At 42.9% G+C, this 12,424-nt stretch carries 11 protein-coding genes; 6 read left to right on the forward strand and 5 right to left on the reverse strand.

Annotated elements, in window-relative coordinates; translation table 11 throughout:
* Positions 1-44 precede the first annotated feature (44 nt).
* Positions 45-1,007, forward strand: a complete 963-nt coding sequence (locus TAO_RS01005) for a pyridoxal phosphate-dependent decarboxylase family protein (protein ID WP_231910528.1) — start codon at positions 45-47, stop codon at positions 1,005-1,007.
* 137 nt (positions 1,008-1,144) lie between these two features.
* On the opposite strand, the gene TAO_RS01010 is transcribed toward TAO_RS01005, so the two are convergent.
* The 4 genes from TAO_RS01010 to orn all read right to left on the reverse strand — a co-directional run bounded on the left by TAO_RS01010 (position 1,145) and on the right by orn (position 5,502).
* Positions 1,145-2,587, reverse strand: a complete 1,443-nt coding sequence (locus TAO_RS01010; RefSeq protein WP_096526217.1) for an N-acetylmuramoyl-L-alanine amidase — start codon at positions 2,585-2,587, stop codon at positions 1,145-1,147.
* A 124-nt stretch (positions 2,588-2,711) separates the two neighbouring features.
* Positions 2,712-3,176, reverse strand: coding sequence for a tRNA (adenosine(37)-N6)-threonylcarbamoyltransferase complex ATPase subunit type 1 TsaE (tsaE, locus tag TAO_RS01015; RefSeq protein ID WP_096526218.1), 465 nt, complete (start codon positions 3,174-3,176; stop codon positions 2,712-2,714).
* A complete protein-coding gene (locus tag TAO_RS01020) occupies positions 3,176-4,666 on the reverse strand; it encodes an NAD(P)H-hydrate dehydratase (RefSeq protein WP_096526219.1) in 1,491 nt (496 codons plus the stop codon). The genes tsaE and TAO_RS01020 overlap by 1 nt, the downstream gene beginning before the upstream one ends.
* A 263-nt stretch (positions 4,667-4,929) precedes the next feature.
* The gene (orn, locus tag TAO_RS01025) at positions 4,930-5,502 is read right to left on the reverse strand and encodes an oligoribonuclease (protein ID WP_096526220.1); all 573 of its coding nucleotides are present in this window, start codon (positions 5,500-5,502) and stop codon (positions 4,930-4,932) included.
* Positions 5,503-5,581: 79 nt separating this feature from the next.
* On the opposite strand from orn, the gene TAO_RS01030 reads away from it, so the two are divergent.
* From TAO_RS01030 to TAO_RS09600, 3 genes are all read left to right on the forward strand, one after another.
* Positions 5,582-6,832, forward strand: coding sequence for a M48 family metallopeptidase (locus tag TAO_RS01030; protein ID WP_096526221.1), 1,251 nt, complete (start codon positions 5,582-5,584; stop codon positions 6,830-6,832).
* A 63-nt stretch (positions 6,833-6,895) separates the two neighbouring features.
* Positions 6,896-7,159, forward strand: coding sequence for a hypothetical protein (locus TAO_RS01035; RefSeq protein ID WP_096526222.1), 264 nt, complete (start codon positions 6,896-6,898; stop codon positions 7,157-7,159).
* A gap of 14 nt (positions 7,160-7,173) precedes the next feature.
* Positions 7,174-7,311 carry a hypothetical protein gene (locus TAO_RS09600; protein ID WP_172419029.1) on the forward strand — a complete coding sequence of 46 codons (138 nt, stop codon included), beginning with the start codon at positions 7,174-7,176 and terminating at the stop codon, positions 7,309-7,311.
* A gap of 339 nt (positions 7,312-7,650) precedes the next feature.
* Here the strand turns inward: TAO_RS09600 and trxB are convergent, their stop codons facing one another.
* The gene (gene trxB / locus TAO_RS01040) at positions 7,651-8,622 is read right to left on the reverse strand and encodes a thioredoxin-disulfide reductase (protein ID WP_096526223.1); all 972 of its coding nucleotides are present in this window, start codon (positions 8,620-8,622) and stop codon (positions 7,651-7,653) included.
* 471 nt (positions 8,623-9,093) lie between these two features.
* Here trxB and TAO_RS01045 point away from each other — a divergent pair, with 471 nt between their 5' ends.
* Positions 9,094-11,676 carry a DNA translocase FtsK gene (locus tag TAO_RS01045; RefSeq protein WP_096526224.1) on the forward strand — a complete coding sequence of 861 codons (2,583 nt, stop codon included), beginning with the start codon at positions 9,094-9,096 and terminating at the stop codon, positions 11,674-11,676.
* A gap of 5 nt (positions 11,677-11,681) precedes the next feature.
* Entirely contained in the window at positions 11,682-12,347 is a 666-nt protein-coding gene (gene lolA / locus TAO_RS01050) for an outer membrane lipoprotein chaperone LolA (protein ID WP_096526225.1), read from the forward strand.
* Positions 12,348-12,424 lie beyond the last annotated feature (77 nt).

The raw sequence follows: 12,424 nt of genomic DNA on the forward strand, positions 1-12,424 counted from the left end.
CCACTGAGATTTTTGATTCTGAAGCTGCTTGGCTGCAAGAGTCAGTGCCAGAGGAGCCAAGTTCGTCTGATGAGTTATTGGATTTTCTCTTCAAAAAAGTGATTCCAGCAGCTTTTAACCCCGCCAGCCCTAGCTATCTGGCTTATATTCCTGGAGGAGGATTATTTTCTTCTGCCCTTGGAGAGCTGATTGCAGCTACTGTTAATCGTTACACGGGTATGTGGGCAGCGGCACCTGCTGCCGTTGAGCTTGAAACCCAAGTTTTACGATGGCTAGCGGAGTTAATGGGGTTACCCCAAGGATCATTAGGGCTTTTAACCTCTGGAGCTTCTATGTCAACCTTGATTGCCTTAGTGGCTGCAAGGGAGAAGTACTTAGGAGATGAGATCCTGAAAGGCACAGTTTATTACTCCAGTGAAGTGCACTATGCGGTGGCTAAGGCTGCTCGGGTAGCGGGTATTCCTGAGCGGAATTTACGCCCAATTCCGGTTGATTCCCAGTTTCGTCTACGGATAGATCTTTTAGCACAAGCTGTGCATCAGGATCGAGACTGTGATCTAGTACCATTTTTTGTTTGCGGTACAGCGGGGACGGTAAGCACGGGCGCTATTGATCCCCTAATTGAAATTGCTGAGGTGGCGATAAATCATGATCTTTGGTTTCATGTCGATGGCGCTTATGGCGCTGCATTTCGATTAGTACCTGAACTGCAGCCTTTATTTACGGGGATGGAGCTAGCAGATTCTTTAGCAATTGATCCCTATAAAGGTTTTTTCTTGGCTTATGGTACTGGAGCTTTGCTGGTACGGGATATGTCAAATTTACGTCGAGCTTTTGGAACTTCCCCAGCTGCTTATTTACCTGAGCTACAAGCTAATGAGGATCAGTTAGATTTTCGGGAATTTTCCCCAGAACTTTCCCGAGAATGGCGTGGTTTACGTCTATGGTTACCCTTTAAGCTTCATGGGGTAACAGCTTTTCGGCAAGCATTAGCCGACTGGAACTGAAATCGATGGCTACTATTTTTTAAGAATTTGTATCCTGCATTTATGCACCCATGAATCCTTGGTAAATGAAGGTCTTGATCTTATTGTGCATGCACTGGCAGAGGCAAGAAGTAGACCTTAAGTTTGCTAGGTTGAGGCTAGGGAATAAGCAGTATATCTCCTTGATTAATACGATCATCTTTAATTCCATTCGCTAACCGTAACTCATTTAAGCTTACGTTATATTGCTGAGCTAGCCCTGATAGGGTGTCTCCAAGGGTAATAATGTGACGACGTTGAGCCAATAGGGTATTGGGTAAGGGATTGCTATAGAAGTAACGGCGAATACCTTCCATCATAGCGGTAGCTAATGCTAGTTGCTGCGCCTGATTGTTGAGTTTTTTCTCTTCATGGGGGTTGGAGATAAAAGCAGTTTCTACTAATACCGAAGGAATATCAGGGGATTTTAGGACGGCGAAGCCGGCGTATTGCACGTTTTGATTGTGAATTTCACCTATTTCTTGCAAATGAGTCAGGATGTTATCGGCAACTTCTAAGCTGGATCTTCGGGTTGAAGTTTGAGATAAATCTAATAAAACTTGGGCTACTTGGTTATCTTTACTACTTAAGCGTACACCACCGATAAGATCTGATTTATTTTCCTTTTCTGCTAGATAGCGTGCTGCCGTACTACTGGCTCCTTTTTCCGAAAGAATATAAACGGAAGCGCCTCGAGCCTTGGGATGAGTGACGGCATCCGCGTGTATAGAGATAAACAAATCTGCTTTATGCTGCCGAGCTTTTTTAATGCGATCCCCTAAGCTGACATAGTAATCACCGCTACGAATCATGACCGGGCGCATCCCCGGCTCCAGTGCTACCAACTGGGCTAATTTTTGTGCGATCGCTAACACTACGTCTTTTTCCCGTGTTTTTTTGGGACCAATAGCCCCTGGATCTTGGCCACCATGACCTGGGTCGATGGCAATAATGACATCTCGTGGCGTATTTTTTACTGCTGTAGCAACAACTATTTTAGCTGGTTTTTTCTGAGGCTCTTTATGATGGGCTTGAGTTAAATTAACGGCTGTTTTAGTCGATTTTTTATGGGTAACTTGGGCTAAGTCAACAGCAGATCTATCCGGTTTTTTTGGGGGCTCTTTACGATTAGCTTGAGCTAGATTAGCAATGGGTTTAGCTGGTTTTTTTTGATTGACCTGGGTTAAATCAACGACTAAACGGTAGCCATAGGTTTTATAGGGGCTAAGCAAAAAACTTTTTGAGTGAGCTGCAGTAGCTAAATCAAGAACTATTCTTAGGATTCCATTATTTTTAGGGGTGCTACGAAGTCCTAAAAGTAGCTCACTATTAAAGCCATTACTAGATAGTGGTTGTTTAAGATGAGTATTTGCTAGATCAATGACCACCCGATCAGGTTGAGTTAGCGTAAAGATCCGGTATTGGGCAGACGTGTTTAAGTCAAAAACTAGTCGTGTTTTCTCTGTAGCAGACCAAACGCGTACGCCCTGTACCCGTGCCGCTGCAAAAGCCAACGTAGGGAGTAGCAGCTGGATTAATAGTAGGTACGCTATTTTGTTCACAGTCGCTTAGAAATCGGTATCTTACGCCAGCCCTTTAGCTAAATTTGATTAGAGCAGGTAATTTATCTGTATTTATTATTTATTAAATAGAGAGTTATTTTTTCCTATTAAAGTTTATTCAGAATCATCTTGATTCTAGAATGCTCTGCAACAGGGTTTCCCCTTTCTTGGTATTAGCTTGGAGGCAAGCGGATCGGCTGTTGTTTACTGCATACTCTAGGCTAATGTAAAGATCAGGGGGCGGCAATAGGCTTTCACCGTGTTCTGGCCATTCCACTAGGCAGATAGAATCTGAGGTAAAGTAATCTTGAAGGCCAATAAATTCTAATTCTTGGGGGGCGGCTAAGCGATAAAAATCAAAATGATATAATTGTTTCTGGTTGAATATGTAGGTTTCCACTAAGGTGTAGGTGGGGCTTTTTACTACTCCTTGATGCCCAAAAGCCCGCAGAAATCCGCGCACTAAGGTCGTTTTCCCCGCTCCCAAGGTGCCTGTAAGGAAAATGATGGTGTTTTCTTGGCTAGCTTGGGCCAAGTGGGTGCCTAGATTAAGGGTGGCACCCTCATTGGCTAAAATGATTTTGTGCATCAGTTCATCTGTAGATTTGCTAAACGTCGAAGATAGGGCATTAAATCTCCAGCTAATAATCCACGCTCTCCATGTTCACGGGCGGCGCGATCACCCGCCATGGCGTGAATCGTAACACCAATATTAGCTGCTTCGCTAAGTGTAAGCCCTTGGGCTAGAAGACCAGCAATCGCTCCAGAAAGAACATCTCCCATACCCCCACTGGCCATTCCTGGGTTACCCGCTGTGCATAAACCTAAAGGCTGATCGCCTGAGCACACCACAGTCCCATTTCCTTTGAGTATAGCTACTCCACCATAGCGCCGTTGCAGGTTATATACGGCAGCAAAGCGATTTAATTGTATTTCGTTAATACTAAGATCCAGCAACCGCGAGGCTTCACCTGGATGGGGGGTGATAATCCAGCGTTCATGTTGTTGAGGGTATTTGGCTAACAGATTAAGCGCATCGGCATCAACCACGAGAGGATGGGGACTATTTAGGGCTTCATTAAACATCATTTGACCCCAATAACCTTGCCCTAACCCTGGGCCAATAACGATAACAGTCGCCCGTTCTAGTAATGGTTTTAGATCCTCAGCATTTTCTACGCCATAACACATAAGTTCAGGACGAACCATATTTAATAGGGAAGCATGAATGCCACGGGTTGCAATACTCACTAGCCCCGTTCCTACTCGATAAGCGGCCTCGCCTGCCATCCGCGCTGCCCCTGGCATTCCTTGCTCGCCTCCTATGATAAGCACATGGCCATAATCCCCTTTATGTCCAGCTCGGGCACGGAGAGGTAATTTGGCAATTCCTTCTTTAAGGATAATCCGATATGCGGAGGGAGTAATATTTTCATAAGCTTCAGAGGGAATTTGCAGCGAGTCAAAGGTAATTTGCCCGCAGTAATCTGGGCCTAAATAAGTAAACATTCCCTGCTTAAGACCTACAAAGGTAGTAGTAACCTGAGCCTTAACGGCAACGCCTGAAACATTTCCCGTGTCAGCATGGAGGCCAGAGGGAATATCTATGGAGAGTACTGGGTGCCCAGAGGCATTAATGGCTTGAATGGCCTCAGCCCAAGGACCAGTAACTTCTCGATTAATCCCAGTGCCAAAAATAGCATCTACCACAACGTCTGTAGACTGAAGTGCCTGCGGTTGAAAGGGGAGAATGGCCACTCCATTGTTTAAAAGACTTTGCTGAGCTGCACGAGAATCAGCGCTCAATTGATCGCCATTGCCTATTTGATAAACGGTTACGTACATTTCCGCTTTACGAGCTAGGCGGGCGAGAACGTAACCGTCACCCCCGTTATTACCAACACCACAAACTACGGCCAGACGTTGCGTTTGAGGCCAGTGTTTGCGTAGTTTCTCTAGCGTGACAGCGCCTGCTCGCTCCATGAGCGTAGCGCTAGAGATCTTAAACTCTTCGATAGTACGTCGATCTAATTCACGTACCTGATCAGCAGTGTATAAAGCAAGGGGTAGAATGGCCATCTAAAGATACCTCTATGATTAGCAATAATTTTCCGGTCAGCAACTGACTGTAACTATAAGGGCTAATATCATTATTCTGTTCTATATTATTGATTTGCCATAGGATTTAATTTAGTAGGTAACAGGTACAGATTATCGTATCTGTGGCGCTAAAAAAATGCTACTAGGCTTAGATATATTTATACTATTACTAAGCGATAGGGCTACTAATATTAGCCTTTAAAGAGAGACAAGGTATTTTTTAATTAGGCTTTGCGAAATGCCTAACAATTATTGATGTTCCCTGAATCAGGTAGGCGAAAGAAATGACTTCGATAATAAATTAGCTCTTGGATGGATTCGCGAATATCAGCTAAAGCGAGGTGGGAATTTTCTTTCTTGAAACCTTTGGCAATATCGGGTGCCCAATGTTTAGCAAGCTCTTTAATCGTGCTGACATCAAGATTTCGGTAATGAAAATAAGCTTCTAACTCCCTCATATGACGAGCTAGGAAACGCCGATCTTGGCAAATACTATTGCCACATATGGGTGAGGTCTGAGGCAGGGTGTGTTTGCATAAAAATTCTAATGTGCGTTGTTCAGCAGTGGCTTCATCAATAGGGCTATTACGTACTCGCTCAATAAGGCCCGATTTTGCGTGCTGACGAGTATTCCACTCGTCCATATTTTCCAAAATTATGTTTTCTTGGTGGATAGCAAATACGGGTCCTTCTTCGATAATGTTAAGGTTGTTATCGGTCACGATAGTAGCAATCTCGAGAATAGCATCTTGAGTTGTATCAAGACCGCTCATTTCCAGATCTAACCAGATTAAATTATTAGGATTTTGAGCCATATTTATTAGAGATTGTCCTATAGAATGATTAGTTCTACTGTATTCTATCAGAGACTATTCTTTTGCATAGGTTTAGATTATGACAATTTATAGCGCTTTGTTTTTAATTCTTTTAAGTATTATGTTGGGGTTAGAAGTGTGGTTAGCTCGCCGTCAATTTCATCACGTATTACTGCACCGGGATCAGGTACCTCAACCTTTTCAAGAGCATATACTACTTGTTGAACACCAGAAAGCAGCTGATTATACAATGGCCAAACTTAAGCTTGGTGTTGTGAGCGGGATTTTAGATATCTTTATTTTATTACTCTGGACTCTGGGAGGTGGTTTAGTATTACTTGATAATTTCTGGCGTGGATTAGGTTGGAGTGATCTCCAAACAGGAGTAGGGGTTATTATCAGCTTTATATTCATTGGAGCTTTGATTGATTTACCCATGAAAGGATACCGAGTCTTTGTTTTGGAGCAAGCATTTGGCTTTAATCGCACTACCGTCCGGTTGTTTTTACAAGATGCGATTAAGCAATGGGGACTGCTATTAATTTTAGGCATCCCCATAGGGGCTGGTGCTCTTTGGCTTATGGAACATGCGGGGATCCATTGGTGGTTATCATTGTGGCTAGCATGGCTGAGTTTTTCCATGTTGATGATGTGGGCTTATCCGGCTTTTATAGCGCCTCTTTTTAATAGATTTACCCCATTGGCAGATGAAGATCTTAGGCAGCGTGTTGAGAATTTATTGGTTCGCTGTGGCTTTAAAAGCCAAGGCATTTTTGTAATGGATGGCTCACGCCGTTCTGGACATGGAAATGCTTATTTTACTGGATTAGGGAGTAATAAGCGGATCGTTTTTTTTGATACACTGCTTGAATCCCTAAATTTTGATCAAATTGAAGCTGTGCTAGCCCATGAGTTGGGGCATTTTAAGCGTCATCATATTTTTAAAAACCTAGCGACTATGGCCTTACTTAGCTTAGGAGGATTGGCTTTGCTTGGATGGCTCAGCGCTCAACCCGTGTTTTATCAAAGTTTGGGGGTAGAGCAACCTTCTAATTATATGGCTTTAGTATTATTTATGCTTATTTCTCCGATATTGACCTTTTTTCTCCATCCAGTACTAGCTTATATTTCACGTCGTTATGAATTTGAAGCCGATGAATTTGCCGCTAAGATGGTGAGTAGCCAAGCTTTAGCCCAAGCATTGGTAAAGCTCTATAAGGAAAATGCCAGTACGCTAACGCCAGATCCCATTCATTCAGCTGTTTATGACTCCCATCCTCCAGCACCAGTACGCATTGCCTATCTTCGCGCTTATGATGAGGCCACTTAAATGCGATCTTACGCTTGTGTGTTCAAAGTATCTTTGACATTTAAATATAGCTAGGGTCTAAGCATGGACTACGACGAGGAGCAAATACGCGATGTTTATGCCCATTACGGCCTCGTAATGTATCTATCGCAGATTCTTGAATACGCTATCGTTACTGTTTTAGTCGCGCTGCGTTCGTCCCAGAAAAATGCTTTGACCCGCCAAGATATTGACGAATTCATGGAAGGGCGGTTTCATGAAACGTTCGGTATCTTGTGTAATCAGCTTCGTTTGGAGGCGCAGGGGCAGATCACTACTGAATTTGATCAACCCTCGCGACAGCGTTAAAACATAGGAATAATTTGCCCCACGGTTACTTTCGTGAGAAAGCCATTTCTTTCCTTACACGGAGCGGCAGAGAACAGATGATTAAAGAACTCCAAGTCGATCAGCGCCTTTTCGATGAAGCGGAGGCGCTGCTAACCGTCTTATTCAAGTAGCTAAGTATTGCGAGCGGGATTACGGATGCTATGATCAAAGCAGAATATAAGCGGATGTGCGATGAGATTGGCATTGTGCCCTAACAAATTGCTGCGGCTGACCGCCATCCCGCTTGTCGAAGGCGGTATCAACTAGGAATCTGCTTGCTGGTAGCACTTCGCCCGAGGATATCGCGGGGGTTGATTCCCGCGCTGTACCGCTAGCTGTATTGTTCTGGGCAATCAGGATTATTATGAGTTAGCTCAAAGGGTGAGCGCGATCCTGTGTATATGGGGTATTCTATAGGAGTATTTTCAATCAATGACGTTTGGTCGGAGGTACCATGCGCACTATTAAATTCAGGCGCTGGAGTTTTCTCCTAATAAACCTTCTAGATATTTTTCTGCATCTAGTGCAGCCATACAGCCAGTACCAGCAGAAGTTACGGCTTGTCGATAGGTAGGATCAATAACATCCCCTGCTGCAAAGATCCCGGGGATGTTGGTCTGAGTAGCAAACCCTTTGATGCCGCCTCGTACCTGAATATAGCCTTGTTCCATTTTTATTTGTCCAGTAAATATATCGGTATTTGGCTTATGGCCGATAGCAATAAATAATCCATGTACAGGAATTTCTAGAGGCTGATGAGTATGGGTTTCTTTGATACGAATACCCGTTACCCCTGCATCGTCTCCAATCACTTCATCTAGAATATAATTCCATTTGATAGTAATCTTACCCTCGTTAGCTTTTTGGAGTAACCGATTAATAAGAATCTTTTCTGCTCGAAATTTATTTCGACGATGAATGACGGTAACATGATCAGTAATATTAGAGAGATAGAGTGCTTCTTCAACTGCGGTATTTCCACCACCAATGACGGCAACGGGTTTACCCCGATAGAAAAAACCATCACAGGTAGCGCACGCGGAAACGCCGCGTCCCATGTAGGCTTCTTCTGAAGGTATACCCAGATATTTGGCTGAGGCACCCGTAGCAATGATTAAACTATCTGTAGTGTAAGATCCATTATCCCCTTTTAAGCGAAAGGGGCGTTGAGAGAAATCGACTTCGGTAATTTGATCAAGGATAATTTCAGCTCCAAAGCGCTCTGCGTGCTTGCGCATCCGCTCCATTAAGTCAGGCCCTTGGACACCTTGATCATCTCCAGGCCAATTATCCACATCGGTAGTAGTTGTTAATTGGCCCCCTTGTTCTAGCCCTGTGATAAGTACTGGATCAAGGGCAGCGCGGGCAGCATAGACTGCAGCAGTATAACCTGCAGGGCCTGAGCCTAGGATAAGAAGGCGACAGTGTTTATTTTTAAGCATAGAGCATCACTCCCATAAGGCTCAGTAAAAATTTATTTAATAAAATGTTACGTGTAGTAGTTAAGAACGTAAAGAAGATGGCGTAGGGGTATTCCCCTAGGAAATGTTTTAAGCATCTAAAGTGATTTAAAACCAATATAGCATAGGGTAGTGAGAAAAATTTTATAATGCCAATAGAGCAGGTGGTTGAGGTTAAGAGATTGTGGATTATTTAAGATTAAAATCTTGGCACTTTGAACATTTACTATTTTCTTTTCCCTATCTAGAATTTGAGCCAAAATTAACGTAGCTTAGAGTTGGAATATATTTAAGAAGAGCTTTTAATTAAGTAAAATTTATTGTTTCAAATGCTATAAAAATAAAATATCTATGATACTGATTTGCTAAAATCTTCAACACTATTGGCATTGGCAAGGATGCAAAAGTGCTCCGTAGAGCTAATAAATCCTTAGTTGTTTAGAAGTGAATATTATGGCCCAAGCTTCAATTATTACTAAACGCTTAAAGCGCACTCCTGTTAGTATTCATATTAGTCATCGGCTTAGAGAGGGAGCATTTATTGTATGCTTAGCCCTAACAGCTTACCTGCTACTGTCTTTATTGAGCTATACGCCTATTGATCCCGGTTGGTCCCATACGAGTAATACTGAAATTATACATAATAAAGGAGGAAGAGTTGGGGCTTGGCTTGCCGATCTTATGCTTTATTTATTAGGTCGATCGGCTTATCTACTACCAATTATGGTGGCTTATAGTGGATTTTTAGCTCGCAGCAGTATTAGACTTGGACCTCAGAGTAATTATCTTATCCAGTTACCTTGGGTATTTAAAATCGTCGGGTTTGTTTTAGCTTTAGGAGCAGCTTGCGGACTTGCTGCTTTTTACTTCCCAGTACCTGCTGGAACCCTGCCGGTAGCAGAGGGAGGCGTTTTCGGTGAAATCATCAAGAACGGCTTGTGGAGTATATTTGGTCCTTTAGGAGCAACTTTACTGTTATTAGCTTTTTTCATTACGGGTATAACCTTATTTACTAGGATGTCTTGGCTAAGGTTAATGGATGTAATTGGCTATTACACTTTAGATTTGTTCCAAACTATTATGAGTTTTGGAAAACCAGTTCGCAATTCACCTACCCATCATAGTTTCTATTCTCGCGCAGCAAAGCTTCTAAAAATAAATAAAAGCACGGCTGATATCGAAAAACGGGAGCATAAGGTACGTATTGATCCTATCTTGGTGGATGAAGGGATGACTGGGGGAATGGAGTCAAATGCTGCTTCTATAGAAGACTCCAATTCAATAGAAGTGAAAGAAAGCTTAGAAGCCATAGAAGCAAAATCGCAAATATCGATAGATAAGGAATCAATAATAGAAAAAAAACTAGAGATGGAATTAAGTGCCCTTGAGAGGGAAAGCCCAGTGGCGGAAAAAAACTTGGAGACAAGGATAAATGCGACAGCGAAAATACATATAGTAGGGGAAGAAATCCACGCAGTAAGAGCTAGACCATCATCACCAATACACTTGCAAGAAAGCCAGAGGTCAGTTGTATTTTTGTCCCCAGAAAGAAATATGCTCCCGCCGTTATCGCTTTTAGATAAACCTTGTCCTTCTCAAGGTGGATATTCAGAAGAATTTCTTGAAGCGTTGTCTCGCCAAGTAGAGGAGAAATTAAAGGACTTTGGTGTTGAGGTACAAGTGGTAGCGGTTCATCCAGGGCCGGTGATTACTCGTTTTGAACTGCAACTAGCCCCTGGCGTTAAGGTAAGCCGTATTTCTGGGTTAGCAAAAGATTTAGCGCGAGCATTATCAGTTTTGAGCGTCAGGGTGGTTGAGGTTATTCCAGGGAAACCGGTGATTGGGCTGGAAATTCCGAATGAAAACAGAGATATTGTTCGTCTCTCTGAAGTTTTATCTTGCCCGGATTATACGGGAGATAAACTATCTTTGGCGCTGGCTTTAGGTAAGGATATCAGTGGTTATCCCGTGATGGTTGATCTTGCTAAGATGCCTCACTTACTGGTAGCTGGCACTACCGGCTCAGGTAAATCGGTGGCAATTCATGCCATGGTTTTGAGCCTTTTATATAAGACGACTCCTCAAATGGTGCGCTTAATCCTTATTGACCCTAAAATGCTAGAGTTATCAGTTTATGAGGGTATACCCCATCTGCTAGCACCTGTAGTTATTGATATGAATGAAGCAGGGCATGCTTTGCGCTGGTGTGTTGCTGAGATGGAGCGCCGTTATCGACTCATGGCGGCATTGGGGGTTCGTAATCTAGTTGGGTTTAATCATAAGGTAAAGGAGGCTATTAGAGCTAATCAACCCTTAACTGATCCATTATATTCCGTTCACGCAGATGGAAAGCCTTCATTGCTTGATCCCCTACCTCTTATTGTTGTGGTGATAGATGAGCTAGCCGATATGATGATGGTTGTGGGTAAGAAAGTAGAGGAGCTGATTGCTCGATTAGCGCAAAAAGCACGAGCTTCTGGTATTCATTTAATTTTGGCTACTCAGCGGCCATCGGTTGATGTTATTACAGGGCTTATTAAAGCTAATATTCCAGCGCGAATAGCCTTTCAAGTTTCATCACGAATTGATTCTAGAACCATTTTAGATCAAATGGGTGCAGAGCAGCTTTTAGGCCAAGGAGATATGCTTTACTTAGCTCCTGGCACATCGATGCCAGAGCGAGTGCATGGTGCATTTGTAGATGATCATGAAGTCCATAATGTAGTGGGGTTCCTAAAGCGGCAAGGTGTACCTGTGTATTTGGAAGAAATTACCCGAGGAGCAGGCGATCTTGGAGATGGAGTTAATCTAGCTACTACTCATAGTGGCGAGGCTGAGGATGATCCTCTCTATGATCAGGCGGTACGGATAGTTACTGAAACCCAGCGAGCTTCAGTTTCTGGAGTTCAGAGACGACTACGAATTGGCTATAATCGAGCTGCTCGAATAGTCGAAGCTATGGAGAGTACTGGGGTAGTAGGTCCGATGCAGGCTAACGGGAGTCGTGAAGTTTTAGCTTCTCCTCCACCAGAGTAATTAAAATGCGAATAAAAAAAAATACTAATTGGATACTGCTACAATGGCTTCAGAAGGCGGTTTGGATTATTGCCTTAAGCGGTATAATGCTTATTTCTGAGGCAAGTGAATCTGGAGCAGCTTTAGAATCTTTCTTGAAAAGAGCCAGTAGTTTTCAAGCCGAGTTTCATCAAGTTTTGCTAAATGAAAGCGGTAATTCTTTAGAGGAAAGTAAAGGGGTTTTTTCTCTTCAGCGTCCAGGGAAATTTCGCTGGGATTACCAAGAACCTTTCTCACAGACGATTGTGGCTGATGGTAGTCGTATCTGGTTTTATGACCCAGATTTAGAGCAGGTAACAGTTAAAAAACAAAGTTTAGCGCTAGGAAGCACACCTGCTTTATTACTCTCTGGTGAACGGTTACCTAAGGAGGATTTTAAAATTAATGATCTTCCTCCTCGCGATAATCTAGTGTGGGTAGAGTTATTACCTCTTGATAAAGATGCTTCTTTTGATCGACTATTGTTAGGCTTTGGTAATGGTAATTTAAGCCAAATGGAATTACATGATAGCTTTGGACAAACTACTCGGCTTTCTTTTTCTAAGATTAAAGTTGATTTATCCTTCGATCCCTCCTTGTTTATTTTTACCCCACCAGAAGGGGCAGATGTTGTTGGAGATACTACTCCCTGAATCTCTACCTGTTCAAAGATAATTTTTCTCTTTATTTGGATTTTCTAGTAACAAGTTAAGCAGTACAGTCTGTGAAG

This window comes from Candidatus Nitrosoglobus terrae (genome assembly GCF_002356115.1).
In the GTDB taxonomy this organism is placed as follows: Bacteria; Pseudomonadota; Gammaproteobacteria; order Nitrosococcales; family Nitrosococcaceae; genus Nitrosoglobus; species Nitrosoglobus terrae.

Bases quoted from the DNA above. Each gene is read 5' to 3' on its own strand.
- TAO_RS01020 (WP_096526219.1), bottom strand. From the start codon at position 4,666: ATGGCCATTCTACCCCTTGCTTTATACACTGCTGATCAGGTACGTGAA.
- TAO_RS01035 (WP_096526222.1), top strand. From the start codon at position 6,896: ATGGACTACGACGAGGAGCAAATACGCGATGTTTATGCCCATTACGGC.
- tsaE (WP_096526218.1), bottom strand. From the start codon at position 3,176: ATGCACAAAATCATTTTAGCCAATGAGGGTGCCACCCTTAATCTAGGC.
- trxB (WP_096526223.1), bottom strand. From the start codon at position 8,622: ATGCTTAAAAATAAACACTGTCGCCTTCTTATCCTAGGCTCAGGCCCT.
- lolA (WP_096526225.1), top strand. From the start codon at position 11,682: ATGCGAATAAAAAAAAATACTAATTGGATACTGCTACAATGGCTTCAG.
- TAO_RS01045 (WP_096526224.1), top strand. From the start codon at position 9,094: ATGGCCCAAGCTTCAATTATTACTAAACGCTTAAAGCGCACTCCTGTT.
- orn (WP_096526220.1), bottom strand. From the start codon at position 5,502: ATGGCTCAAAATCCTAATAATTTAATCTGGTTAGATCTGGAAATGAGC.
- TAO_RS01030 (WP_096526221.1), top strand. From the start codon at position 5,582: ATGACAATTTATAGCGCTTTGTTTTTAATTCTTTTAAGTATTATGTTG.